20 protein-coding genes and 1 pseudogene are annotated in these 26,142 nt (G+C 74.1%); 12 read left to right on the top strand and 9 right to left on the bottom strand.

Going from position 1 to position 26,142, the window contains the following annotated elements; all coding sequences use genetic code 11:
- Positions 1-38: 38 nt before the first annotated feature.
- The 6 genes and pseudogenes from OP86_RS08675 to OP86_RS08650 form a co-directional block, all read right to left on the bottom strand.
- Positions 39-1,835: a hypothetical protein gene (locus tag OP86_RS08675; RefSeq protein ID WP_030058822.1), complete on the bottom strand. Its 1,797-nt coding sequence runs from the start codon at positions 1,833-1,835 to the stop codon at positions 39-41.
- On the bottom strand, positions 1,832-4,114 hold the full coding sequence (locus tag OP86_RS08670; protein ID WP_030257494.1) for a hypothetical protein: 2,283 nt from the start codon (positions 4,112-4,114) through the stop codon (positions 1,832-1,834). The genes OP86_RS08675 and OP86_RS08670 overlap by 4 nt, the downstream gene beginning before the upstream one ends.
- Entirely contained in the window at positions 4,111-4,887 is a 777-nt protein-coding gene (locus OP86_RS33435; protein WP_051829867.1) for a hypothetical protein, read from the bottom strand. The genes OP86_RS08670 and OP86_RS33435 overlap by 4 nt, the downstream gene beginning before the upstream one ends.
- A gap of 823 nt (positions 4,888-5,710) precedes the next feature.
- Positions 5,711-6,868: pseudogene (locus tag OP86_RS37875) on the bottom strand (GGDEF domain-containing protein); the annotation flags it as partial.
- 350 nt (positions 6,869-7,218) lie between these two features.
- Entirely contained in the window at positions 7,219-8,343 is a 1,125-nt protein-coding gene (locus OP86_RS32840; RefSeq protein WP_030257484.1) for an adenylate/guanylate cyclase domain-containing protein, read from the bottom strand.
- A gap of 173 nt (positions 8,344-8,516) precedes the next feature.
- Entirely contained in the window at positions 8,517-9,410 is an 894-nt protein-coding gene (locus OP86_RS08650; protein WP_051829866.1) for a biotin--[acetyl-CoA-carboxylase] ligase, read from the bottom strand.
- Between the two features lie 239 nt (positions 9,411-9,649).
- Between OP86_RS08650 and OP86_RS08645 the strand changes: the two genes are divergently transcribed.
- The 6 genes from OP86_RS08645 to OP86_RS08625 all read left to right on the top strand — a co-directional run bounded on the left by OP86_RS08645 (position 9,650) and on the right by OP86_RS08625 (position 15,277).
- A complete protein-coding gene (locus OP86_RS08645) occupies positions 9,650-11,251 on the top strand; it encodes an acyl-CoA carboxylase subunit beta (protein ID WP_030058837.1) in 1,602 nt (533 codons plus the stop codon).
- 29 nt (positions 11,252-11,280) lie between these two features.
- Positions 11,281-11,502 (top strand): acyl-CoA carboxylase subunit epsilon, encoded by a 222-nt coding sequence (locus tag OP86_RS08640; RefSeq protein WP_030058839.1) that lies wholly within the window; start codon positions 11,281-11,283, stop codon positions 11,500-11,502.
- A gap of 148 nt (positions 11,503-11,650) precedes the next feature.
- Positions 11,651-11,791, top strand: coding sequence for a morphogenic membrane protein MmpB (mmpB, locus tag OP86_RS37105; RefSeq protein ID WP_167344194.1), 141 nt, complete (start codon positions 11,651-11,653; stop codon positions 11,789-11,791).
- Between the two features lie 58 nt (positions 11,792-11,849).
- Complete coding sequence (locus OP86_RS08635; RefSeq protein ID WP_030257479.1) at positions 11,850-12,452, top strand: nucleoside triphosphate pyrophosphatase; 603 nt, start codon at positions 11,850-11,852, stop codon at positions 12,450-12,452.
- Positions 12,453-12,531: 79 nt separating this feature from the next.
- Positions 12,532-13,266, top strand: a complete 735-nt coding sequence (locus OP86_RS08630; RefSeq protein WP_030257476.1) for a hypothetical protein — start codon at positions 12,532-12,534, stop codon at positions 13,264-13,266.
- A gap of 235 nt (positions 13,267-13,501) precedes the next feature.
- Positions 13,502-15,277: an acetyl/propionyl/methylcrotonyl-CoA carboxylase subunit alpha gene (locus tag OP86_RS08625; protein WP_030059040.1), complete on the top strand. Its 1,776-nt coding sequence runs from the start codon at positions 13,502-13,504 to the stop codon at positions 15,275-15,277.
- Positions 15,278-15,373: 96 nt separating this feature from the next.
- Here OP86_RS08625 and OP86_RS08620 read toward each other — a convergent pair whose 3' ends face one another.
- On the bottom strand, positions 15,374-16,339 hold the full coding sequence (locus OP86_RS08620; protein WP_030059041.1) for a DeoR/GlpR family DNA-binding transcription regulator: 966 nt from the start codon (positions 16,337-16,339) through the stop codon (positions 15,374-15,376).
- 236 nt (positions 16,340-16,575) lie between these two features.
- Positions 16,576-18,030 carry an NAD(P)H-quinone dehydrogenase gene (locus tag OP86_RS08615; protein ID WP_030059042.1) on the bottom strand — a complete coding sequence of 485 codons (1,455 nt, stop codon included), beginning with the start codon at positions 18,028-18,030 and terminating at the stop codon, positions 16,576-16,578.
- Positions 18,031-18,137: 107 nt separating this feature from the next.
- On the opposite strand from OP86_RS08615, the gene OP86_RS08610 reads away from it, so the two are divergent.
- Complete coding sequence (locus OP86_RS08610) at positions 18,138-18,575, top strand: gamma-glutamylcyclotransferase family protein (RefSeq protein WP_030059043.1); 438 nt, start codon at positions 18,138-18,140, stop codon at positions 18,573-18,575.
- A 10-nt stretch (positions 18,576-18,585) separates the two neighbouring features.
- Here OP86_RS08610 and OP86_RS08605 read toward each other — a convergent pair whose 3' ends face one another.
- A complete protein-coding gene (locus OP86_RS08605; RefSeq protein WP_051829865.1) occupies positions 18,586-19,623 on the bottom strand; it encodes a hypothetical protein in 1,038 nt (345 codons plus the stop codon).
- 160 nt (positions 19,624-19,783) lie between these two features.
- Between OP86_RS08605 and OP86_RS08600 the strand changes: the two genes are divergently transcribed.
- The 5 genes from OP86_RS08600 (at position 19,784) to OP86_RS08580 (ending at position 26,014) form a co-directional block, all read left to right on the top strand.
- Positions 19,784-22,036 (top strand): cache domain-containing protein, encoded by a 2,253-nt coding sequence (locus OP86_RS08600; RefSeq protein WP_078588733.1) that lies wholly within the window; start codon positions 19,784-19,786, stop codon positions 22,034-22,036.
- Positions 22,037-22,059: 23 nt separating this feature from the next.
- Positions 22,060-23,466 carry a poly-gamma-glutamate synthase PgsB gene (gene pgsB / locus OP86_RS08595; RefSeq protein ID WP_051829864.1) on the top strand — a complete coding sequence of 469 codons (1,407 nt, stop codon included), beginning with the start codon at positions 22,060-22,062 and terminating at the stop codon, positions 23,464-23,466.
- Positions 23,463-23,945, top strand: a complete 483-nt coding sequence (locus OP86_RS08590; RefSeq protein ID WP_030059050.1) for a poly-gamma-glutamate biosynthesis protein PgsC/CapC — start codon at positions 23,463-23,465, stop codon at positions 23,943-23,945. The genes pgsB and OP86_RS08590 overlap by 4 nt, the downstream gene beginning before the upstream one ends.
- Positions 23,946-23,961: 16 nt before the next feature.
- Positions 23,962-25,047 carry a C40 family peptidase gene (locus OP86_RS08585; RefSeq protein ID WP_030257466.1) on the top strand — a complete coding sequence of 362 codons (1,086 nt, stop codon included), beginning with the start codon at positions 23,962-23,964 and terminating at the stop codon, positions 25,045-25,047.
- Between the two features lie 145 nt (positions 25,048-25,192).
- Positions 25,193-26,014: a purine-nucleoside phosphorylase gene (locus OP86_RS08580; protein WP_030059052.1), complete on the top strand. Its 822-nt coding sequence runs from the start codon at positions 25,193-25,195 to the stop codon at positions 26,012-26,014.
- Positions 26,015-26,142 lie beyond the last annotated feature (128 nt).

Below are 26,142 nucleotides of genomic sequence, written 5' to 3'. Positions count from 1 at the left end.
GCCTTTCGTCGGGTTCAGCCGTCGGGTGGGGGTGTGGCTCAGCCGGTGCCGCCGAGCCGGCGCAGACCGGGCGGGCACTCGATGAACAGGTCGGGCCGGCCGCCCGCCAGGCCGCGGCTCAGGTACAGCACGGAGTCGCGCAGCAGCGAGGCGAACCGCTCGGCGGCGGTGGCCAGGTCGAGCCCGGGCTCGGCGAGGAAGGCGAGTTCCGGGTAGCGGGCGATGGCGCGGATCTCCGCCTCGTCCGCCCGGCCGATGCCCACCGAGATGATCGTCGGGTGGCGAGGGTTGGCCACCGGGTCGGTCAGCGCCCTGACCGTCTCCCGCCACCGCACGCCCTCCTCGCAGACCCCGCCGAACAGCACGAACAGCACCGGGCGGTGGACCACCCGGTGCTCGGCCTTGAGCCGCGCCAGGTCCTCCGGGACGAGCGTGCGCAGCCGCTCGAACGCCAGGTCGTGCCGGGCGCCGGAGCGCACCGTCAGCTCCGGCATCACGGTGGTCCACTCGACCGACGACATCGGCAGGTGCGCCGTGGTGTCCCCGGCCGCGCCGAGCACCGACATCCGCAGCCCGGTGGCCGTCTCCGGCGGGGTCAGCAGGGCCGAATGCAGGCCGCGCAGCGCGTTGTTGAGGCCGTCGAGGCAGCCCGCGACGGCCGCCGACTCGTCGATCAGGAGGTAGACCGGGAGCACCCCGTTCGCCGGGCCGCTCCCCTGGGCGTCCGCGACCACCGTCCCCACCAGCGCGGACGGCCCGACCGGCCCGGACGGCGTGACCGGCCCGACCGGCCCAGGCGGCCCGAGCGGCGCGGACGGCCCCGAGGAGCCGGCCGAACCGCCCCACCGTACGGGCGGCAGCGCCGTGGCCGCCCCGCCCGCCAGCGTCGCGCCGTGCACCCGGTGCAGCGCCTGCTGCCGGATCACCTCGACGTCGGCCGGCTGGATGAGGTCGTTCGCGACCATGAACTTGAAGACCTCGACCGAGCGTTCGTCGAACTGCTCCTGCCGGCCGACGAGCGAGGTCTCCCAGCGGCTGCGCATCTCGACCGCCTCGGCGATCCGGTCCGGGTGCTCCAGCACGAACAGCCGGATCAGACCGCCGATGTCGAGGTCGCCCTCTCCCAGGAGCCGGCGCCGCTCCGCCTGCAGTTCCAGCTTCACCGCCTGCTCCTGCTTCTCCCGGGCGAGCCGGCCGTCCAGCCTGATCCGGTCGACCACCTGCTCGCCCCGGGCCTCGGCCTCGGCCCGCAGCTGCGCCGATTCGGCCAGCCGCAGCTCACGGTCCGCCCTGGTCAGGCTGGCGATGTAGTCGCGCGCCGCCTCGTCGGGGCGCAGGTCGACCACGCAGCGGTAGATGGTGATGCCCTCCGCCAGCACCATCTCCCGGGCGCAGTCCTGGTTCATCCGGTGCTCGGCCAGGGCGGCCTGGTGGATCGGGAAGCCGCGGGCGATCGTCCGGAGCACGGCGGCGATGTGCCCGTAGACCACGACCAGGGCGTCGGTCACGTTCCGCCGGACCACCTCGACCGGGTCGTGGACGCGGAAGCCGACGTCCACGACGGCGTCGAAGCAGTGGGCCTGGTCCTGGGAGGGCAGCGGCCAGCTCTTCAGGTGCGCGGTGCGCCGGTGGTCGCTGAGGTCCACCTCGTACCTGGTCCGGTACCTGCCGAGGAACTGCTGCGACCAGGTCAGCGGCTTGCCCTGGAACCAGGCGAGTTCACCGTCGTAGGAGGCGTACACCGCGGCGGCGCTCGGCTTCAGCGACTTCACCGGGCCGGACAGCCCCCTCGGCACCGGCTCCTCGCTGATGATCAGCGGCAGGGTGGGGGTCATCTCGGGCTCTCCTGTCGGTCCAGTTCGGCCGTGACCGCGGCGGCGGTCCTCGGCATCGGGGCGATGCTGTGGGCGCCGGCCCAGTCGGCGGCCTGGCGGCGCAGGATGGTGGCGGTCCGCGGATCGCCGTCCGCCAGCGCACCGGCCATCCGCACGAAGACCGCCCGCAGCCCCGGATCCCCCTCGGCCAGCCGGGCCCACAGCCGCAGGACGTGCTCGGAGTCGGTCCGGGCGACGGCCTCGTTCAGCGCCGCGCGCCACAGTTCGACGAACGGGGCGCGCAGTGCCGGCTCCAGGTCCGCCCGCACCAGCAGGGCCGGCCAGTTCGGTGCCACGGCCGGCTCCGCGAGCGTCGCGGTCTCCACCACCCACTGGGCGCCGACGGCCAGGAAGGCCAGCAGGACGGAGGGGCGGGCCCGGTGGTCGGCCAGCGCCGTGCACAGCCGGCCGAGGACCACGGCGGACAGCCGGTCGTCGTCGGCGAGGATGTCGGTCAGGCTGTCGCCGACCGCGATGGCGACCTGGATGTGGTCGACCACGCAGAGCCGGGCCAGGGCGTCGATCGCGGCCAGCGGCCCGGCGCCGCTGAGGCTCAGCGCGTACACCCGGGCCGCGGTCGCCTGGACCAGCGGGCGGTCGGCATCGGCGAGCCAGCCGGCCGCCAGGTTCCTGACCATGCCGAGCAGTTCGGGGTTCTTCGCGCCCACCGACAGGGCGTGGGCGACGGCGGTGCGCCGCCGGCGGTCCGGGCTGGCCGCCCAGTGGTGGAGCACGTGGTCCAGCAGGTACTGGAAGGACCGGTCGGCGAGCACCCCGAGCGCCACCCCGGCGTGCGTGCGGACCTGTTCGGACGGGTCGGCGACCAGCTCGCCGAGCCAGTCCAGCAGCACCCCGTGCAGCGGGTACTCCGTCCAGACGTGCTCGATCAGCCGGCGCGGGTAGCCCGGGTCCCTGTACTCCAGGCCGTCCGCGGGCACCCGCCCGGTGGCGCTGAAGAACCGCACCGGTACCGTCCGGGCCCGCAGTTGGGCGAGCCGCCGGCGGCGCGGCACCTGGTACGGCTCGCGCACCCGCGGCAGGTGGCCGTCCGCGTCGGCCAGGACGGTGTAGTCCTCCGTGCCCAGGCGCCGGTGGAGCGCGCGGGCCGCCGCGGCGACGTCCTCCTGCGGGAGGCCGTTGAGCACCGCCAGGGCGACGGCGTAGCAGCGCAGGAAGGGCTCGTCGAGGTTCTCGGCCCAGATCTCGAAGTCCTCGGCGCCGCGCCGGGCCAGCTTCTCCCGGACCACCGCGAGGTCGGGCACGCCGCCGGCCGAGGACTGGGCGGACTCGCCCAGCGCGGAGGCGAGTCCGGCCGCCGCCCGGCAGGCGCCGTCCGCGCCGAGGTGCTCCGTGAGGAAGTCCGATACGCCCGGGCGCTCCAGCAGCGCGGTGGCGGCGGGCTCGCCGAGCAGCCAGTCCAGGTAGTGGCGGACGATCAGGGCGGGCTCCGGCGGGCCGGGCAGGTCGATGACGTGGCCGAGGACCTCGGAGTCGACCAGCCCGCTCTCCTGGCCGACCGTCAGGACCAGCCGGGCCCCGGCGCGGTGGAGGGCGCCGTCCAGCCCCTGGAGGAGCGGGCCGTCCAGGGTGGAGCAGTCCCCCGGCTGGTCGACCAGGAAGCCGACCGGCTCGCCCGGGCCGTCCTGGGCGTCGGCCTCCAGCCGCTCGATGAGCGCCCCGAGGTCGGAGGTGCGGTCCAGGTGGTAGATCCGGTCGACCGAGCGGCCGAGCAGGAGCCGCAACGCCGCCGTGGTCTTGCCGGAGCCGGCCGGGCCGCGCAGGATCGCCAGGCTCCGCTTGCCGAAGGCGGCCCGCACCTCGTCCCAGCCGGCCGGATCCGCGAAGGCGCTGCGCACCCGATCCAGGACCAGCGGGGAGACCAGGCGCAGCGGCGCCCGGCCGCCGCCGACCAGGAAGACGTTCTTGTCCCCGGCGACCATGTCGCCGTCGATGCTCGCCAGCGCGTGCCGAACGGTGTCGCGGCGCAGCATGCCCTGGGCGAACTGGGTGGCCTCCGCGCTCTCCCGGGCCGCTCCGCTGCGGGCGGAGCCGCCCTCCGGCCGCTCGCCGCCGGCGTCGCCGGACGACCCGCCGTCGGCACCCTCGCCGGCCGGCGGGCCGTCCGCGGCAGGCCCGTCCGGCCCGGCGGCGGGCGGTGCCGCCGGGCCGGACGAGCCCCCTCCCCCGTCGACCGGCGGAACCCCCGTTACCGCCGGCCCCGTGTCCCCGGGCGTCGTCATCGACGGCCCGGGGAGTTCGGTGCGTGGTGGACGTTCTTGTCACCGGCCACCTGGTCCCCGTGCACCACGCCCGCGTGGAAGACCACTCCGCCCTTCGGCCCACCGCCGGCACCGGGGGCAGGGGCGGGATCGGGGCCGGATCCGGTTCCAGGGCCTGATCCGGGGGCGGTGCCCCCGTCCAGCCCGGGCGGAGCCGGGTAGCCGGGCACGGTGATCCAGCCGCGGGCGGCGATCCCGTGCTTGGCCTCGAAGCCGACCGGCAGGTAGGCGGCCGGGTCGACGGTGCGGTACTCGTGCCGGACCACGGCCTGGTAGACCTCGTCGGAGACGATGAACGCCAGGTTGGCCCGGCCCGCCCGGGCCAGCACCTCGCGCAGCGGCGCGGCGTCGACCAGCCGGAAGGTCCAGTTCACCGCGTCCCCCGACCAGCCGTCCGCGTCGCGGCTGACCAGCCCCTGGTGCAGCGCGACCCGGAAGCGCAGGGCGTGCGCCGCGTTGAAGATCCGCGCCTTCTCCGCGAGGCAGTCGTCCAGGGCCCGGACGAGCGCCCCGGCCAGCAGCACCGGCGAGACCTGGGGCTGCACCAGGATCAGCACGCCGTCCCCGCGGTCCTCGGTGGCGACGGCCCCGTCCGGCAGGCCGGCCTCCGCCAGCGCGTCCCGGAGCACCTCGTACATCGCTTCCCGCAGCGACCGCTGGACGGGGTTCGGCCGTGCGCTGAACCCCTCGATGTCGAGCACCACGATCCAGTGGTGCACGGCCGCCAGTGTCATCCCGGCTCCTCCCGGCTCGGCGTCGACCAGTACCCCATTGGTACGCCACCGGGAGGGACGCTTCTACGCCAAATGGCGCACAGGCGGCACTTTCTGACTTTGCGCCAGGTGGCAGGTCGCGGGCATCGGCCAGGCTACGAAGGGCGTCCGGGCAGCGGTCCGTCCTTGTCCGGATCGTTACGCCCCCCGCAAGCAGCCGCCCCGGAACGCGCCCCCGCGCACGCCCCCGAGCGCAGAACCTTCCGCCTGCGCCCCCTCACACCACCGGCGGCGAGGCCGCGCCCGACAGGGCGACGGCGACGAGCGCGCGCATGGCGCAGGCGGCCTGGCCGAGGGGCAGGGTGGCGTCGTCGGCGAAGAGTTCGACGAGCCAGCCGCCGGCCGGGTTGTGGCCGCCGGCGGCGACCATGCCGCGGTAGCCGGAGACGACGAGCATGGCCTCCTCCGCCGGGTCGTTGCCGACCGCGCCGGCCCGGAGGGCGAAGGCGCCGCCGCGGACGGCGCGCCGGGTCATCGGGTAGTGGCGCAGGTCGAAGACGGCGTCGGGGGCCTCGATCTGGGCCCGCTGGGTCTCGGCGCGGGTGCTGCTGGGGCCGCTGGTCATCCGGTAGACGGCGTGCTGGGCGGTGCGCATCAGGTGGGAGCCGGGCGGGACGTAGGAGACCCACCAGCCGACGGCGTCGAGCAGCCGGGCGGAGGTCTCGGCGATGACGGCCAGCTTGCCGAGGGTGTCGGCCGGGTGGACGGCCCGGGCGGCGGCGGCCCGGTCGAGGGCGGCGAGGACGGCGGTGAGCAGCTGGCCCGGGTCGGCACTGTGGGCGGCGCCGCGGAACCGGCGCCGGTCCCCGGTGCCGATCCGCCCGCCGGGCCCGCGCCGCCCGTCCGCCCGGTGGTGCGGGTCGGCGGCGTCGGCGAGCAGCACGGTGGGGTCGGGCGAGAAGCCGGGGCCGTGGCTGCGCCCGGCGACGACGGGGTGGGCGGCGCGGGCGGCCTTGGCGCGGTACTGGGCGGCGTCGGCGAGCCGGAAGAGCCGGTCGGGGGTGCTGACGGGCCCGATCGAGTCCCCGGTGGAGGCGACGCCGCAGGCCACGCCCTCGCCCTCGGACAGGGCGAGGGCCCGGGCGCACAGCTCTTCGGCGACGGCCACCACCTCGTCGGCCTTCTGCCCCTCCACCAGCAGGCAGAACTCGTCGCCGCCGAGCCGGGCGGCGAGGCTGCCGGGGAGTTTGGCGGCGGCCAGCGAGAGCTGGTGGGCGAACCGTTCCAGCAGCCGGTCCCCCATCTCGTGGCCGAGCTGGTCGTTGACCCGCTTCAGCCCGTTGACGTCGCAGACGACCAGGGAGACCACGGTGTTGTCCCGGTTGTGCGTCTCCAGCGCGCTCTCCAGCCGGGCGTCGACCGCGCGCCGGTTGGCGAGGCCGGTGAGCGGGTCGGAGAAGGCGAGCCGGCGCAGGTCGGCGAGGCGCTCGGTCTGGGCGAGTCCGGCCGAGACCTGGGCGGCGAGCAGGGTCGCGTAGTCGGCGTCGGCCTCGGTGAACTCGGGCATCCCGATCGACCTGGCGAGGTACAGCTCGCCCCAGGCCTGCCCGTGCAGCACGATCGGCGCGACCACGCAGCAGGCCCGACCGCGCCGGCGCAGCGCGGCGGCGCGTTCCTGGCAGTACGCGCCGGCGGTCGGGTGTGCGTGGCCGGCGTGCGGTTCGCTGTTCTCGGCGGTCTGCAGCCAGGCGCGCGGCAGCCGCCCGGTGGTCCAGCGCTCTTCCAGATAGGTGACGATCTCGGGGAAGTCGGCGACGGGGTAGGACTCGTCCTCGGGCAGTTCCTCCTCACCGGCGGCGAGTTCGCCGTGGTTGACCAGGACCCGCAGCCGGCCGGATTCGCGGTCCCAGACGGAGACGGCGGCCATGGTGGCGCCGAGCGCCTCGGTGGCGCGGGCGGCGGCGGCCCGGACGGCTTCCAGCGGGGTGAGCGCGCCGGCCATGTCGTGGGCCAGCTCGACCACGGACTGCAGTCTCAGGTCGGGCAGCGGGTCGCGGCGCCGCGAGCCGCCGCAGTCGCAGCCGCGGTCCGTCATGATCGCCTCACTGCTCACCGGCTCGCCTCGCTCCCTGTGCTCGGTCCTGCCAGACCCCCGTCGGCCGACCGCACCCGACCGGTCGCTTGCACCAAGACTATGGCGGTTTCGCTCGGTTATGCCCCGTTTGCCCGGAAGGAGCTGCGCCAGACCGTACGGCTTTCAACCGTTCGGCACCCGCAGGCCGCCGGAAGCGCCCGGCCGGGCCCCGTACCCGCACCGGCCCCGCACCGACCCGCTCCGGACGCGCCGCGCCGCTACTCCGCCTTCAGCCGCCGGGTGAGCAGCCACGGCTCGACCAGCCCGAGCCCCCGCACCGGCCGGCGCCACATCGGCTGGAGGTGGAACCGGGCCCCGGCGTCCGGCCCCGGCATCGGCAGCCCGGAGGCGGGCATCCCGGCGGCGGCCGACAGCGCCTCGGCCAGGCCGGGCCCCTCCGAGTCGGCCGGGGCGACACTGCCGTTCTGCTCCAGCGCGGCGGCGAACTCGCCGTCGATCAGCACCGCGTCCTTGGGCGCGATCGAGGTGAGCCGGCTGGCCAGGTTGACGGTGGTGCCGAAGACGTCGCCCATCCGCGAGGTGACCGTGCCGAAGGCCATGCCGACCCGCAACGGCGGGATGCTCTCGTCGTCGGCCAGCGCCTCGATCAGGCTGAGCGCGATCTCGGCGGCGGTCGCCGGGTCCTCGGAGACGTAGAGGATCTCGTCGCCGAGGGTCTTGATCACCCGGCCGCCCTGGCCGACGATCAGGTCGGAGCAGGTGTTCTCGAAGGTCTCGACCAGCTCGCCGAGGTCCTCCTCCTCCAGCCGCCGGGACAGCCGGGTGAAGCCGACCAGGTCGGCGAAGCCGACGGCGAGCCGCCCGCTGGTGATCTCGTGGTCCTCGGCGGCCTGCACCACCCGGCCGGTGACGGCCGCCAGCTGGCGCCGCCAGACGTACACCAGGAACTGCTCCAGCTCCGGCAGCAGCAGCTCGACCAGCGGGTACGCGACGTCGGCGCGGGTCAGCCCGGGCTCGACGGACTGGGTGAGGTTCTCCAGGAAGGTGTCCATCTGCCAGCCGGCCAGCCGGGCCGTGGTCTGGCCGGTGGAGCGGGCCACCTGGATCGCCATCGACTCGCTGAGCAGGCCGGACTCGACCAGGCCGGCCAGGCGCCGCAGGGCGATCACGTCGCCGTCGGTGAGCGCCCGGGACTGGCCGATGTCGGGGAAGCCCATGGCGCGCCAGAAGCGGGTGGCCAGCTCCATCGGGACGTCGGCGGCGCGCGCGGCCTGGTACGGGGTGTAGCGGCGTGGCGCGTCCAGGATCAGGCGTTCCAGTTCCAGCGCGACCGTGGGGTCGTGGGTACCCGACGTCGCGCCGCTGCTGCCGTCCTCTGCCACCGGTCCGTCCCCGTGCGGTCGCCGCACTCGCCTCGTGTCCTACCTGTCCGGGCACGCCGCCCGCCACCCAGGCGGGCAGTGGCGCGCCTCACACCGCTGCCAGGTGGAATGTTCGCACGGAATCCCCGGATCCGGGGCATCAGCCCGGGTCAAGGAGAGGTGAAGACTGCCGTTCAGCGGGCTTCGGGGCGCACGTGGACGACGTCGCCCGCGCCGACCGCCCGGCGTGCGCCGTCGGGCGTACGGACCACCAGGCGCCCGTCGCCGTCCACCGCCACCGCCTCGCCGACCAGCTCGCGGTCACCGGGCAGGTGCACCTTCACCCGGCGGCCGAGCGTGCTGCAACGCTCCACGTAGGCGCGCAGCAGGTCGCTCGCGTGCGGGTCGCCGGCGGCGGCCGTCCACTCGCGGTACAGCTCGGCGAGCTCGCGCAGCAGGGCCCGCAGCAGGGTGCCCCGGTCGGTGGTGGCGGCGCCGGCCAGCGCGAGCGAGGCGGCGGTGGGGACGGGCAGCTCCTGCTCCCGCAGCGAGACGTTGAGCCCGATGCCGACGACCACCGCGCCGCCGGCCAGCTCGGTGAGGATCCCGCCGATCTTGCGCTCCGCGCCGTCGATCTCCACCTGCAGGTCGTTGGGCCACTTCAGCCCGACCTCGACCTCGGCGATCCGGTCGAGCGTGCTGGCCGCGGCCACCCCGACCAGGATCGGCAGCCAGCCGTAGCGCTCGACCGGCACCTCCTCGGGGCGCAGCAGGACGGACAGGAAGAGGCCGGAGCGGGCCGGGGCCGTCCACTGCCGGTCGAGCCGGCCGCGGGCGGCGCTCTGCGCCTCGGCCACCAGCACCGCGCCCTGGGCGGCGCCGGCCTTGGCGCGGGCGGCGAGGTCGGTGTTGGTGGAGCCGGTCTCGGTGACGACGTCCAGGGAGGTCCAGAGCCCGCCCGGGACGATCAGGTCGTGGCGCAGCGCCTCCTCGTCCAGCGGCGGACGGTCCAGGTCGGTCCAGGGCGACGGTCCGGTGCGGCCGAAGCCGCGCAGTCCACTGCGGCGGGGGGTGTCGGAAGCGTCCATGGGGAAGACCCTAGGTGTTGGACGCAGGCGTGGGGTGTAGGCCGCCCCATCGTCCCCCAGAACGCGCGTTGACACACTGTGTCGATGGCCATAACGCCAGGACATGACGGATGGCCCTCCGCGCTGGCTACGCTACCCAGCGGTAGTTCGTAGCGCCGCCCTGCCCTCATGCGCGGGCCCCCACTCCGGCCCGCGCGCACTCGAACAGGTCGCGGCCATGGATCAGGGAGAGCCACCGGATGACCGAGGCGCCGTACGACCCCCACACCACCGCGGGCAAGCTCGCCGACCTCCGGCGCAGGCTGGACGAGGCGGTGCACTCCGGCTCGGCCAAGGCCGTGGAGAAGCAGCACGCCAAGGGCAAGCTGACCGCCCGCGAGCGGGTCGTGGAGCTGCTGGACGAGGACTCCTTCGTGGAGTTCGACGAGTTCGCCCGGCACCGCTCGACCAACTTCGGCCAGGAGAAGAACCGTCCGTACGGCGACGGCGTGGTGACCGGCTACGGCACCGTCGACGGCCGTCAGGTCGCCGTGTTCGCCCAGGACTTCACCGTCTTCGGCGGCTCCCTGGGCGAGGTCTTCGGCGAGAAGATCGTCAAGGTCATGGACTTCGCGCTGAAGACCGGCTGCCCGGTCATCGGCATCAACGACTCCGGCGGCGCCCGGATCCAGGAGGGCGTGGTCTCGCTCGGCCTGTACGGCGAGATCTTCCGCCGCAACGTGCACGCCTCGGGCGTCATCCCGCAGATCTCGCTGATCATGGGCCCCTGCGCGGGCGGCGCGGTGTACTCCCCCGCGATCACCGACTTCGTGGTGATGGCCGACCGGACCTCGCACATGTTCATCACCGGCCCGGACGTGATCAAGACCGTCACCGGCGAGGACGTCGGCATGGAGGAGCTGGGCGGCGCCCGCACCCACAACACCAAGTCCGGCAACGCGCACTACCTGGCCGCGGACGAGAAGGAGGCGGTCGAGTACGTCAAGAGCCTGCTCTCGTACCTGCCCTCCAACAACCTGAGCGACCCGCCGTCCTACCCCGATCAGTCCTACGGCCTGTCGTTCGCCGACGTCACCGACGAGGACCTCGAACTCGACACGATCGTGCCGGACTCGGCGAACCAGCCGTACGACATGCACAAGGTGATCGAGCACATCGTCGACGACGGCGAGTTCCTGGAGACCCAGCCGCTGTACGCGGGCAACATCATCACCGGCTTCGGCCGGGTCGAGGGCCAGTCGGTCGGCATCGTCGGCAACCAGCCGATGGACCTGGCCGGCTGCCTGGACATCAACGCCAGCGAGAAGGCCGCCCGCTTCATCCGGACCTGCGACTCCTTCAACATCCCGGTGCTGACCTTCGTGGACGTGCCCGGCTTCCTGCCCGGCACCGAGCAGGAGTGGGACGGCATCATCCGCCGCGGCGCCAAGCTGATCTACGCCTACGCCGAGGCCACCGTGCCGCTGATCACCGTGATCACCCGCAAGGCCTTCGGCGGCGCGTACGACGTCATGGGCTCCAAGCACCTGGGCGCCGACCTCAACCTGGCCTGGCCGACGGCGCAGATCGCCGTGATGGGCGCGCAGGGCGCGGTCAACATCCTGCACCGCCGGGAGATCGCCGAGGCCGAGGCGGCCGGCACCGTCGAGGAGAAGCGGGCCGAGCTGATCGCCTCGTACGAGGACACCCTGCTGAACCCGTACCTGGCGGCCGAGCGCGGCTACGTCGACGCGGTCATCGCGCCGAGCGACACCCGCCGGCACATCGTCCGGGGCCTGCGGGCGCTGCGCGGCAAGCGCGAGGTGCTGCCGCCGAAGAAGCACGGCAACATCCCCCTGTAGGCCCCATCCCTGTCGGGAGAGAACCAGCCATGTCCCCGATCCACGTGCTGCACGGGCAGCCGACCCCCGAGGAGCTGGCCACCGTTCTGGCGGTGGTCCAGGCCCGGGCCGCCGCCGCACAGGCCGCCGCCGAGGCGGCGCGCCAGGCCGGCGCCGGCCCGGCCTCCCCCTGGAACGACCGCTCCCGCCTGCTCCGCCCCGCCCTCCACCCGGGCGCCAACGCCTGGCGGACCTCGGGCTGGGCGCGCTGAGCCAGCAGGAATTCGCCGAACAACCCGTGCGGAGCAGGAAGTCGAACAGACCGACTTCCTGCTCCGCACTGTTTTCGCCGCCCGGGTAACCCGAAACCTGAGTACGGATACTCAGGCGTCCGGCCCCGGCACGACGCACTCTGGACGGGTGCTCTGGTCAGACCCCCGCGACGAGCCCTCGCCCGAGGCCCGTCGGATGCAGGAGCGGATGCAGCGGGCCGGCAAGGTGCTCGCCGCCATCGTGCTGGTCGGCGCCGTCCTGGCGATGATCGCCCGGTCGTTCACCTGAGTCGTCACCCGAGCCGTTCACCCGAACGGCGGAACCGGCACCCCCTACGCTGGTGGCCATGACCGACCAGCGCACCCTCGTCCTCGCCTCCGCCTCCCCCGCCCGCCTCGGGCTGCTGCGCCAGGCGGGGCTCGACCCGCGCGTGGTGGTCAGCGGCGTCGACGAGGACGCGATCACCGCCGCCACCCCCGCCGAACTCGCGCTCGTGCTGGCCGAGGCCAAGGCGAAGGCCGTCGCCGCCGAACTCGCCGACGGCGAGCTGGTGGTCGGCTGCGACTCCGTCCTGGAGCTGGACGGGCAGGCGCTCGGCAAGCCCGCCGACGCCGCCGAGGCGCTGGCCCGCTGGCAGTCGATGCGCGGCCGCGCCGGGGTGCTGCGCACCGGCCACTGCGTGATCGACACGGTGACCGGCCGGCAGGCCTCGGCCACCGCCTCCACCACCGTCCGCTTCGGCACCCCGGACGACGAGGAGATCGCCGCGTACGTGGCCTCCGGCGAACCGCTGCACGTGGCCGGGGCGTTCACCCTGGACGGCCGCTCGGCGCCGTTCGTCGACGGCATCGACGGCGACCCGGGCAACGTCATCGGCCTGTCCCTGCCGCTGCTGCGCCGCCTGCTCGCCGAGCTCGACCTGCGCATCACCGATCTGTGGACCAAGTGACCTGCGGCATAAATCCGTTGGGTCTCCAGGGCGCCACACCCCAAGCTGACCGCCGTTCGAACGGGGAGGGAACGCGGCGATGACCGACAACGTGCTCAACGTGGTGCTGGGCCTGGTGGCCAGCGCCATCAGTGCCGGCCTCGGCTGGCTCGCCCAGGCCCTGCGGCGGCGCCGGAGGGTCGAACGGGTGCGGGAGTTCTTCGGGTTGCCGGCCGGCGGCGAGTGCCTGGTCGTGGTGCCGCGCAGCATCGGCGAGGGCTCGGACGCCGGCACCGTCACCCGCCGGGACGCCTACGCGCTGATGGCGCTGGCCGGGCTGGTGGAGAGCTGCGGGGCGAGGGCCGAGATCGTCGCGCACGACTCGGCGAACCGGGGCATCGGGGGCAAGACCGAGTTCTGCATCGGCGGCCCGGTCAGCAACGAGCGGACCGCCGCCCACCTCGCCTGGGGCCTGCCGGGCGCCCTGGTCACCTCCGGTCCGGAGCCGGGCAGCAACGTGGTCGTGGTGGGCGAGCGCGACTTCACCGCCGACCACGAGCAGGTGCACACCCTGCTGGCCCGGATCGCCACCCCGGACGGGGGCCGCCCGGTGTTCCTCGTCTCCGGCCAGACCGGCACCGCCAACCAGGCGGGCGTGCGCTACCTGGTCTCCCACCACCGCGAACTCGCCCGCGCGCACGGCCGCAACGGCACCTTCGCGCTGGTCCTGCGGGTCGTCAAACCCAAGGCGTACGGGCCGGACATGGTGGAGGTCGCGGCCGACGTGACGGCCGAGGCGCTGCAGCGGCCCGCCGCCCGCTCCGGCGTCGCCTGAGCGGTCCGGGCGGGAGTGTGGCCCATGCCACCGTCCCGCCACGCCGCCCGCCGGTCACCCGCCGTTGCCCCCGCCGTTCCGGCCCCACCCGCCGCGACCTGCGCAGTCTCCTCGGGGCCCGGATCGGGGTCTCGAATCCCATCACCGAGCGTGTGGGATAGTTCACAACCCGGGGCTACTCGCCGGTACTGCCCAGGAATCCATAAACTCAACGAGGTTCAAGAAGGGAGCCACAGTGCGCAAGGTGCTCATCGCCAACCGCGGGGAAATCGCAGTCCGCGTCGCCCGGGCCTGCTCGGACGCCGGTATCGCCAGCGTCGCCGTCTACGCCGAGCCGGACCGGGATGCGCTGCACGTCCGCGCGGCCGACGAGGCTTATGCGCTGGGCGGTGACACTCCCGGTACCAGCTACCTGGACATCGCCAAGGTGCTCAAGGCCGCCGCCGACTCCGGTGCCGACGCCGTCCACCCCGGCTACGGGTTCCTGTCGGAGAACGCCGACTTCGCCCAGGCCGTGCTCGACGCGGGCCTGATCTGGATCGGCCCGCCGCCGCAGGCCATCCGCGACCTCGGTGACAAGGTGACCGCCCGGCACGTGGCGCAGCGCGCCGGTGCCCCGCTGGTCGCCGGTACCCCGGACCCGGTCGCGGGTGCCGACGAGGTCGTCGACTTCGCCCGGGAGCACGGCCTTCCGGTCGCCATCAAGGCGGCCTTCGGCGGTGGCGGCCGCGGCCTCAAGGTCGCCCGCACGCTGGAGGAGATCCCGGAGCTGTACGAGTCCGCGGTGCGCGAGGCGGTCGCCGCCTTCGGTCGCGGCGAGTGCTTCGTCGAGCGCTACCTGGACAACCCGCGGCACGTGGAGACCCAGTGCCTGGCCGACAAGCACGGCAACGTGGTGGTCGTCTCCACCCGTGACTGCTCGCTGCAGCGCCGGCACCAGAAGCTGGTCGAGGAGGCGCCCGCGCCGTTCCTGACCCCCGAGCAGAACGCCGAGCTGTACCGGGCGTCCAAGGCCATCCTCAAGGAGGCCCGCTACGAGGGCGCCGGGACCTGCGAGTTCCTGGTGGCGATGGACGGCACGATCTCCTTCCTGGAGGTCAACACCCGTCTGCAGGTGGAGCACCCGGTCACCGAGGAGGTCACCGGCCTCGACCTGGTCCGCGAGATGTTCCGGATCGCCGACGGCGAGGAGCTCGGCTACGGCGACCCCGAGGTGCGCGGTCACTCCTTCGAGTTCCGCATCAACGGCGAGGACCCGGGCCGCAACTTCCTGCCCGCGCCCGGCACCGTGACGCTGTTCGCCCCGCCGTCCGGCCCGGGCGTGCGCCTGGACTCCGGCGTGGAGACCGGCTCGGTCATCGGCCCGGCCTGGGACTCGCTGCTGGCGAAGCTGGTCGTCACCGGCCGCGACCGCAAGCAGGCCCTGGAGCGGGCCCGCCGTGCGCTGAGCGAGTTCAAGGTGGAGGGCATGGCCACCGCCATCCCGTTCCACCAGGCGGTCGTCACCGACCCGGCGTTCGCGCCCGAGGTGCACGGCAGCGACGAGCCGTTCACGGTCTACACCCGGTGGATCGAGACCGACTTCGACAACACCATCCCGCCGTTCGCCGGTGCGGCCGGTGACGGCGAGGAGGCCGAGGGCCGGGAGACCGTCGTGGTCGAGGTCGGCGGCAAGCGGATCGAGGTCTCGCTGCCGTCCTCGCTGGGCGTCGCGTCGGCCCCGGCGGCCGGTGCGGCGGGTGCCGCCAAGGCCAAGCGCCGGGTGGGCGCCAAGAAGGCCGGCTCGGCCGTCAGCGGTGACACCCTGGCCTCGCCGATGCAGGGCACCATCGTCAAGGTCGCCGTGGAGGAGGGCCAGGTCGTCGCCGAGGGCGAGCTGATCGTGGTCCTGGAGGCGATGAAGATGGAGCAGCCGCTGAACGCCCACAAGGCGGGCACCATCACCGGCCTCAAGGCCGAGGTCGGCGCGAGCGTCAGCAGCGGCGCCGCGCTCTGCGAGATCAAGGACTGACACGTCCCCAGGGCCTGCCGCTGAGGCTCCGACCGGTCCGTACGCCCCTCGGGGTGTGCGGACCGGTCGCGTTCTGCGTCCGTACGGCGGTGGGCCTCAGCGCCCGCGCGGCAGGCCCAGCTCGGCCAGCCGGACCGGCATCCCGCCGGGGCCGACCGGCCCGCCCGGGCCGCCGTGCGCGCCGGGGCGGCGCTGGCCGGGCAGTGGGGCGCCGCCGGGGGGCGGGCCGCCGCGGCGGGCCATCGGGCCCGGCTGGGTCTGGTGCACCGGTCCGCTGCCGGTGCCGTGCACCGGGGCGTCGCCGCTGGGCGCGGCGCCGAGCGGCGCCAGGTCGATCTGCACCCCGCAGTCGGCGATCGCGTCCAGTTCGCGGGCGGTGGTGTCGTCCGCGGTGGCGTGCTCGTCGGTGACCAGCCGGGTGATGGTCTCGGTGGCGACGGTCGGGAACATGCTGTCCGTGCCGAGCTTGGTGTGGTCGGCGAGGACGATGACCTCGGCGGCCGACTGCACCAGTGCCCGGTCCACGCTCGCGGACAGCATGTTCGCGGTCGACAGGCCGCGTTCGGCGCTCAGCCCGCTGCCGGAGATGAAGGCCTTGGCGACCCGCAGCCCCTGCAGCGACTGCTCGGCGCCGCTGCCCACCAGCGCGTAGTTGGAGCCGCGCAGGGTGCCGCCGGTCATCACCACCTCGACCCGGTTGGCGTGGGCCAGCGCCTGGGCGACCAGCAGCGAGTTGGTGACGACGGTCAGGCCGGGCACCCTGGCCAGCCTGCGGGCCAGCTCCTGGGTGGTGGTGCCGGCGCCGACCACCACCGCGTCGCCCTCCTCCACCAGGCCGGCGGCGAGGTCCGCGATGGCGCTCTTCTCCGCCGCGGACAGGTGGGTCTTCTGCGGGTAACCGGGTTCGCGGCTGAAGCCGCCGGGGAGCACCGCGCCGCCGTGCCGGCGGTCGAGGAGCCCTTCTGCCTCCAGCGCCCGCACGTCCCGGCGCACGGTCACTTCGGAGGTCTGGACGACGCGGGCCAACTCTCGGAGCGAGACGGCTCCGTTGGCGCGCACCATTTCGAGGATCAACTGGCGACGTTCTGCTGCAAACACAGAACCGACGGTAACCTGCGTGACCGTCTGCTTTCAGGCGTTTGCAGCTAGTAGCTGGAATTGCTCGCGCACGAGCGGCGCGTGACCGTACAATGCGCGCCGTCGATATCCCGGGACTGCGCCCGCCGTCCGGGTGAGGCCCGCCATGCGCGAGGGGCGGCCGCCGATCGGCAGCCGCCCCTCAACTGTGCGCCGGACGCTCAGGATTCGCCGTCGGCCCGCTTGCGGATGTGCAGCTGCCGGGCGGCCTCGGCGGTCGAGCCCGAGACGGACGGGTAGACGGTGAAGGCGCTGGCCACCTGTTCGACCGTCAGATTGGCGTCCACCGCGAGCGAGATCGGGTGGATCAGCTCACTGGCCCGCGGGGCGACGACCACGCCGCCGACCACGATGCCGGTGCCCGGGCGGCAGAACAGCTTCACGAAGCCGTCCCGGATGCCCTGCATCTTCGCCCGCGGGTTGCCGCGCAGCGGGAGCTTGACCACGACGGCGTCCATCTTGCCGCACTCCACGTCGGCCGCGGTGTAGCCGACGGTGGCGATCTCCGGGTCGGTGAAGACGTTGGAGGCCACGGTCTTGAGGTTCAGCGGCTGCACCGCGTCGCCGAGCGCGTGGTACATCGCGATCCGGCCCTGCATGGCCGCCACCGAGGCGAGCATGAAGACGCCGGTGCAGTCGCCCGCCGCGTAGACGCCGGGGGCGGTGGTGCGGGAGACCCGGTCGACCTGGATCTGGCCCCAGTCGTTGAGCTTGACCCCGGCCTCCTCCAGGCCCATCTGGGAGGTGTTGGGGATCGAGCCGACCGCCATCAGGCAGTGGGAGCCCTCGATCACCTTGCCGTCGGCCAGGGTCACCTCGACCCGGTCGCCGATGCGCTTGACGCTCTCGGCGCGCGAGCGGCCCATCACGTTCATGCCGCGGCGGCGGAAGACGTCCTCCAGCACCTCGGCGGCGTCCGGGTCCTCGCCCGGCAGCACCCGGTCGCGGCTGGACACCAGGGTGACCTTGGAGCCGAGCGCCTGGTACGCGCCGGCGAACTCGGCGCCGGTCACACCGGAGCCGACCACGATCAGCTCGCGGGGCAGCTCCTCCAGGTCGTACACCTGGGTCCAGGTGAGGATCCGCTCGCCGTCCGGCTGGGCGTCGGGCAGCTCGCGCGGGTGGGCGCCGGTGGCGATCAGCACGGCGTCGGCGCGCAGCGACTGCACGGTGCCGTCGGGCGCGTCCACCAGGACCTCGCGGGAGCCGTCGACGGCCTGCCCGCCGGCGCCGAGCCGGCCGCGGCCGCGCAGCACGGTGACGCCGGCCCGGGTGACGGACTGGGTGATGTCGTGGGACTGCGCGATCGCCAGGCGCTTCACACGCCGGTTGACCTTGCCCAGGTCCACGCCGACGACCTTGGCCGCCTGCTCGTCGGGGGGCGTGTCGTCCGCGACGATGATGCCGAGTTCCTCGTACGAGCTGTCGAAGGTGGTCATCACCTCCGCCGTCGCGATCAGGGTCTTCGACGGAACGCAGTCCGTGAGCACCGCCGATCCGCCCAGACCGTCGCGGTCGACGACGGTCACCTCCGCGCCGAGCTGTGCGGCGACCAGGGCCGCCTCGTAGCCGCCGGGTCCGCCACCGATGATCACGATCCGAGTCACGCTCCCCATTGTCCCGTACGCCGGGAGCGCCGCCACGCCGGGGTCCGAGCTCCTGTGCGAAATCGGGGACCGGCCGCGAACTCCGGCCGCCCGCCGCCCGGGCTACGCTCTCCCCCATGCCCCTTTACGCCGCGTATGCCACCAACCTCGATGCCCGGCAGATGACCCGCCGAGCCCCGCACTCCCCACTGCGCGGCACGGGGTGGCTGGACGGCTGGCGGCTCACCTTCGGCGGCGAACAGCTCGGCTGGGAGGGCTCGTTGGCCACCGTCGTCGAGGACGAGAAGGACCAGGTCTTCGTCTCGCTGTACGACGTCTCCCCGATGGACGAGGACGGCCTGGACCGCTGGGAGGGCGTCCAGCTCGGCATCTACCGCAAGCTCAAGCTGCGTGCGCAGACCCTGGACGGCGACATCCCGGTCTGGACGTACGTGCTCAACGACTACGAGGGCGGCCTGCCCGCGGCCCGCTACCTCGGCCTGATCGCCGACGCCGCCGAGAGCGCCGGCGCCCCGCACGACTACGTCATGGACCTGCGGCGCCGCCCCTGTTAGCCAGGGGCCGTCAGGGCTTCGCACCCCAGCTGCGCGCGGTCTCGGCCAGCACCCCGGCCACGACCGCGCGCCGGGCCGGTTCGGTGCGCAGCCCGTTGCCCAGCTCGACGTGCAGCCACGGCACCCCGGCCCCGGCCGCGAACCGGCCCTCGACGTTGGTCGTGCCCCCCAGCTGCCCGCACTTCTCCCGCCAGGCCCGGCACACCGCGTACCCGGCCCGGGCGAGCCCGGCGGCGGTGAGCTCGGCGGCCGGCCCGGCCTGCCCCGCGCCGCTGGAGACCACCGCGTCCTGCCCGGGCAGGCTGCCCTCGTCGAAGCCGTGCACCTGGATGCCGGGCAGGCCGCGCCCGGTGAGCGCCTCGACCACGGCGGCGAAGACGGTGTCGGAGCGGTGCGCGACGTCCGAGGAGCCGTCCGCCCCGGCCCTGCGGTGCGCCCCGGCGAGCACCAGCACGCCGCCCGGCGCGGCCCGGAACATGTCCACGCCGAGCGCCTCGGTGCGGGCGTCCGACACCGGGTGGGGCACCTGCACGGACCAGTACGGCCGGGCCGAGAGGTCCAGGTAGACCCGGCCCCAGCCGCGGCTCCCGGTGCCCGGGTCGTCGGCGATCTCGGCGATCTCGGCGACCCGGCGGCCGGTCGCGGCCTCGGTGAACTCGGTGAGCCGGTACCCGGCCCGGGCCAGCGCGCGGCCCGCCTGCTCGGACTGGCCGTCCAGCGCGCCGAGCACGCCCTCGGCCACCGCCCGGCGCTGCGCCGCGTCCGGCGCGGTGTACGGACCGTCCGCGGTGAACCCGGCGGTGTACTCGTCCACCCGGGCGGCCAGGTCCACCGGCACCGGCCCGGACGGCGTGCTCTGCGCCACCCGCGGCCGCTCGGCCCGGCCGCGCGCGGCCAGGGTCAGCACCCCGGCCAGCGCGGCCAGCACCAGCAGCACCGCCACCGGCAGCAGCAGCGAGCGTCGCGAACCCCGAGTCTCCATGGCGGTCGAACCTACCGTGCCGGCCGCCGCGGCCATGATCCGCGCCGCGCCCGGACGGATCGACACCCAAGCGGCACCCGATCGCAACCGACATGTGACAACTTTTGCGAAACCTCTTCGTACGCTGGTGCGGCTTGACCAACTCTTGATCATCGCTTGACCGGGAAGGCCGGCCGCCGCCCTCCCGGAGCGGGCGCGCCGAGCCCTGAGGAGAACGAGGCCCCTCGTGAGCACGGCCCCCAACCCGCCGCGGCAGCACCGCTCCCGCCGCCGGGCCGACATGCCGCTGCTCGGGGGCATCCGCCCGCCCATCGTCCTGCTGGTCGTGCTGCTGCTCGCGGTCGCCGCGATCACCGCCCTGGCCGTCGGCGGACTGCGCGTCGACGACACCCCGCAGGCCGTCCGGGAGTCCCACCAGTACGCCGCCGAGGACGCCGCCGCCTCGCTGCGCGCCGGGCTGCACGAGAGCGCCACCGACCTGCGCCGGGCCGCCGCCCGCTACGAGGGCGCGCCCGCCGACCCAGCCGACGTCCTGACCGCGCTCGGCCGGGCGTACCACAAGTGGCGCGGCACGGTGGTGGTCCGCCCCGACACCGGCCGGCTGCTGGCCGCCCGCGGCGAGACCGTCCCGCTGGCCGGCCTGGACCTCACCAAGGTCACCGACACCGCGCCCGCCCCCGTCCTGGTGCCCTCCACCGCCGGCACCCGGCTGCTCACCTTCGCGCTGGTCGCCACCAAGGCCGACGGCCGCGCCCTGCTGGTCGCCTCCGACAACCTGCGGCTGCCCGGCATCTCCACCCGCAAGGAACAGACCATCCAGGTCCTCGACGCCACCGGCGCCGTCCTGGACACCACCGGCGCCGAGCTCACCGCCGAGGGCGACCGCACGGTGGTCGACACCGCCCGCGAACGCGCCGGCCGGCAGCACCCGGCCCCCGGCGAGACGGCCTCCGGCAGCCTGGCCGGCAGCCCCGACGGCCAGGGCGTGCGCCGGGTCGCCGGCTGGGCCGCCGTCGCCGGCCCCGGCGGGCACGACCAGGCCACCCCGCTCGGCCTGACCGTGGTCTCCACCAGCACCGTCGACGGCAAGCCCGGCAGCCTGCGCCACCCCATGCTCGGCCTGGCCGCCGCCGGCGCCCTGCTGGTGCTGACCCTGCTGCTCGCCTGGTACCTGACCCACAGCCTCCAGCGCCCGCTGCTGGGGCTGTTCCTGGAGTCCCGCCGGCTCACCCGCGGCGACCGCCTGGAGCAGCCCGTACGCGGACTCAGGGCCGAGGCAGGCCGGATCGCCCGCGCCCTGGAGGAACTGCGGCACCAGCTCCTCGACCCGGCCCGCCCGCCGGCCCCCGTGCCCGCCCGCGGACGCCGCCCCGGCACCGCGCTTCCGCTCGCACTCTGCGCCGTCCTGGTGCTCGGCTGGTCCGGCCCGCTGCTGTTCCTCGGCGGCAACGACTCGACCGTACGGGTGCCCACCCAGGTCGTGGCCGGCCAGCGCGACCGCACCGACACCGCCGCCGACCGGATCCGCCAGGCGCTCAACGAGGGCTACGCGGACCTGCGTTCGCTCGCCCCCTCGCTCGCCGAGGCCTCCGTCGGCAAGGCCGACGGCCTGCTGCACGCCACCCTCGCCGAGCACGACCGCTACCGCTCGCTCTACGTCCTCGGCGCGAACGGCGAACTCCTCGCCCACGCCGGCGAGGCCCCGCACCGCACCGGCCCGGAGGCGCTCGGCGCGAGCGGCGTGCTGCTGCTCAACAGCTCCGGCAAGGAGCCCAGGATCGCCGCCCGCGCCGCCCTCGCCGCCGCCCCGGCCGACGCCGAGACGGAGGGCGCGCCGGAGCCCAAGGGCCCGGTCCTGATCGGCGAGTTCAAGACCGACTTCCTCAGCGGGCTGCTGGTCCGCCCGGGCCTCGGCCGGGTCTGGCTGCTCGACGAGCGGCAGCGGGTGCTCGCCGCCAACGAGGGCTACAGCTCCTTCGGCGACCTCCCGGACGGCCGCGCCCGGAAGATCCTCGCGGACGCCAAGAAGTCCGCCGCCGCCGACGTGCTGCGCGACGGCGGCGACCCGACGCTGCTCGCCGCCGCCCCGCTCGGCGGCAACGGCAGCGTGGCCAAGCTCGGCTGGTCCGTGGTCACCGCCCACCCGGTGGCCTGGCTGCACCTCGACCAGAACCGGGCCGACCGGCGCGCGGTGCTGGCCGGCATGCTCGGGCTGGCCGCCGCCGCGCTCTGCCTCGGCTGGCTGTTCATCGTCGTCGGCCTCCCGCTGCGCCGGCTCGCGGCGAGCGCCGAGGCGCTGGCCGCCGGGGACCGCCGCACCGTGCTTTACCCCGTCCACCACGACGAGGTCGGCGCCGTCGCCCGCAGCCTGGAGCTGATCCGCCAGGAGCTGGCCCGCCCCCGCCGCACCGCACCCCCGTCCTGGCCCTCGCCCGAACCCGTCACCGCGACCGCGTCCGCCTCCGCGACCGCCCGCTGAGCCCCGCCCGAAGGACCCCTCCCGTGCTCTTCCTCTACGTCGTGCTGCTGGTGTGCTGCGCCGTGCTGCTGGTGGCCGGCATCGTCGAGCAGCGCCGGCACTTCACCACGCTGGAGCAGATCCCGACCCGCGTGCTGGTGAACGGGATCCGCGGCAAGAGCTCGATCACCCGGCTGTGCGCGGGCGCGCTGCGCGGCGGCGGGCTGGTGACGGTCGCCAAGACCACCGGCACCGCGGCCCGCTTCATCCACCCGGACGCCACCGAGGAGCCGGTCTACCGCAAGTTCGGCATCGCCAACGTGGTGGAGCAGATCGGCATCGTCCGCCGCGCCGCCACCTACCGGCCGGACGCCCTGGTGATCGAGTGCATGGCCGTCATGCCCGCGCTCCAGGAGGTCAACCAGACCAAGCTGATCCGCTCCACCATCGGCGTGCTGTGCAACGTCCGCGAGGACCACCTGGCCGAGATGGGCCCGACCCTGGACGACGTCGCCCGCTCGCTGTCCCGCTCGATGCCGGTCGGCGGGGTGTGCGTCACCGCCGAGCAGGAGCGCGCGCACATCCTGCGCGCGGAGGCGGCCCGGCGCAACTGCGAACTCGTCGTGGTGGACCCGGAGTCGGTCACCGACGAGGAGCTGCGCGGGTTCAGCTGGTTCACCTTCAAGGAGAACGTGGCGATCGCCCTCGCCGTCGCCGAACTCCTCGGCGTGGAACGGCAGACCGCGCTGCAGGGCATGTGGGCCGCCCCGCCGGACCCGGGCGTGCTGTCGGTCGAGCGCTACCGGACCGCGGACGGCAAGCGGCTGCGCTTCGCCAACGTCTTCGCCGCCAACGACCCCGAGTCAACGCTGATGAACGTCCGCCAGCTGGAGGGCCTCGGCGCGATCCACCGCCCGCTCAACGTGGTGATCAACTGCCGCCCCGACCGGGTCGAACGCAACGGCCAGATGGGCCAGATCGTCCCGGACCTCGACCCGGACACCGTCTTCATGATCGGCCACCCCACCAGGAGCGCCCGCGACGGCATCCCGGCCGGCTGGTCGGGCCGGGTGGTCGACCTCGGCGGCGACAGGCGCGACCCCGCTCAGCTCACCACCGAGCTGCTGGCCGAACTCGGCCCGGACTCCTCACTGGTGGCCGTCGGCAACATCCACGGCCAGGGCGAGCTGTTCCTGGAGGAACTGGCCCGGCTCGACCCGGACGAGAGCCCGGACGCGCCGGAGACGCCGGAGTACGCGTACCACGAGCCCGAACCGCTCTACCCGGAGCCGGAGCCGTACCCGTACGCCGAGCAGTACCGGTACGCCGAGCCCGCCCCGTACGCCCAGCACGTCCCGTACGCCGAGCCGGTCTACCACCCCGAACCGCTCCCCGACTCCTGGTACGACCCCCACCACCGCATCACCCCCACCTACGGAGACCAGCAGTGATCCCCACCGAGCTCACCCCCGAGATCGCCGCCATCGGCATCGCGCTCGGCCTGGTCTTCTCGCTGGTCTGCTACCTGACCACCAACCTCTCCCCCGGCGGCATGATCACCCCCGGTTGGCTGGCCCTCACCCTGGTCGAGTCGCTCCAGCGGGTGGCCATCGTGATCGGCGTGACGGTGCTGACCTACCTGGCCACCCGGGTGGTCCAGAAGCTGGTGATCCTGTACGGCAAGCGGCTGTTCGCCGCCGTGGTGCTGATCGGCGTGCTGCTGCAGGCCACCGTGATGCTGGTGCTTCAGCGCGAACTGCCCACCCTGTACGCCAACCAGACGCTCGGCTTCATCGTCCCCGGCCTGATCGCCTACCAGTTGGTCCGCCAGCCCCGCGCGGCCACCCTGATGGCCACCAGCACGGTGACGCTCGCCAACTACGTCGTCCTCACCGCCGGCGTCCTGCTCGGCGCCCTGCCCGGCACCTGATCCGACGGGAACCCCCATGCCAGTGACCCGCAAGTCCCTGCTCAGCGGCGGTCTCGCCGTGACGCTGCTGGCCGCCAGCGGCTACCTGACCGTCCAGCTCCGGGACCGCGACCGGCAGCCGGCGGCGGGCAGCAGCGCGCCGCTGATCACCACCACCGCCGCCCCCGACGCCGCCACGGCCGCCGCCGCGCCCGCCCGGTACCGCTACGAGCGGCTGGCCGGACCGGACCGCACGGTGGTCCGGGACGCCCGCGGCGGCGTGGTCGCCACGCTCACCGACAACGCCCGCACCGCCGTCCTGGCGGGCCCCAGCCGCACCTTCGCCGAGCCGGGCACCACCACCGCCACCGTGGTGACCGACAGCTGGGTGCGGCTGATGCCGCAGCCGTGGAAGCCGGGCGCCGAGCAGGAGGGCTGGTTCCGCGCCTGGTTCCAGCAGTCGCTGGGCTCCACCGCCGACGACGTCCTGGCGGCCGCCACCCAGTACGTGGCCGGGGCGCCGGCCGAGAAGGACGCCAAGGGCGTGCGCTTCAAAGGCGACGCCTCCTTCGGCCCGCTCAATCCGAACGGTTCGGCCGGCAACGACCTGCGGCTGGAGCAGACCGATTTCGTCGACTACCTCGGCGTTCCGTACACGTTCGCCGACAAGGTGACCAAGCAGCCCGACAAGACCCGCTACGGCGCCTTCGACTGTTCGGGTTTCGTCCGGATGGTCTACGGCTACCGCTCCGGCTACCCGCTGCTCTCCAAGGACGCGGCCGGCCCCGGACTGCCGCGCACCGCCAACGGCCTGGCCCGGCTCGGCCCCGGCGTCCCGGTGATCCCGCTGGCCACCGCCGCCGGCTCGGACACCACCCTGCGCCCGGCCTCGATCGACCCGCTGCAACCCGGTGACCTGGTGTTCTTCGAGATCGACGCCCGTACCGGCGCCCGGCTCGACCACACCGGCATCTACCTCGGCCTGGACACCGACGGCCACCCCCGGTACATCTCCAGCCGGGAGGAGGCGGACGGCCCGACCTTCGGCGACAAAGGCGGCACGGCGCGCCTGGACGACAACGGCATGTACGCGAAGGGGCTGCGCAGCGTGAAACGGCTGTGAGCCGGATCCGCAGCTGTCGGAACCGACGAGACCCGTCACCCGAAAGGCGCCACCGAGCTGTGCTTTCGGGCCAACCGGGTAACGATCCGGCACGCCGAGACGGATTTTCTACGCGCGTAGCCGATTCCCGTCTATCCTCGGACCCGTGAACGCTTCTCCTCAGTCGGTCGTCTCCGCCGACCCCTACGCCGCCGCCCAGGCCGCCGCCGAGCGCCTGCGCGAGCTGACCGGTGCCGAGCGGCACGACGTCGCCCTGGTGATGGGCTCCGGCTGGGTGCCGGCCGCCGACGCCCTGGGCGAGACCGTGGCCGAGTTCCCGGTCACCGACCTGCCCGGCTTCCCCGCCCCCGCCGTCGCCGGCCACGCCGGCAAGATCCGCTCGGTGAAGATCGGCGACAAGCGCGCCCTGATCTTCCTCGGCCGCAACCACTACTACGAGGGCCACGGCGTGGCCACCGTCGTCCACGGCGTGCGCACCGCCGCCGCGGCCGGCTGCGGCATCATCGTGCTGACCAACGGCTGCGGCGGCCTGCGCCAGGGCTGGACCCCGGGTCAGCCGGTCCTGATCAGCGACCACATCAACCTGACCGCGGACTCCCCGATCGTCGGCGCCAACTTCGTCGACCTCACCGACCTGTACTCCAAGCGCCTGCGCACGCTCTGCCACGAGGTCGACCCGTCCCTGGACGAGGCCGTCTACGTGCAGTTCCGCGGCCCGCACTACGAGACCCCGGCCGAGGTCAACATGGCCCGGGTGATCGGCGGCGAGCTGGTCGGCATGTCCACCACCCTGGAGGCCATCGCCGCCCGCGAGGCCGGCTCCGAGGTGCTCGGCATCTCCCTGGTCACCAACCTGGCCGCCGGCATGACCGGCGAGCCGCTCAACCACGAAGAGGTCCTGGAGGCCGGCAAGGCCTCCGCCGAGCGCATGGGCGAGCTGCTGGCGAAGGTCCTTGAGCGGATCTGACGCCCACCAGGCGCAGAATGCATGAGTGACGGGGCCCACGGGCGGCGTGATCCGCTGATCACGCCTTCCCGGGGGCCCCGTCCGCATGCGCAACCCCTTCTTTGCGGAACCCTCCGGTCTTAGCGGAA

The organism is Streptomyces novaecaesareae, from assembly GCF_000716875.1.
Lineage (GTDB): Bacteria > Actinomycetota > Actinomycetes > Streptomycetales > Streptomycetaceae > Kitasatospora > Kitasatospora novaecaesareae.
The sequence above is the reverse complement of the archived record's forward strand: the minus strand, read 5'-3'. Positions and strand labels throughout refer to the sequence as shown.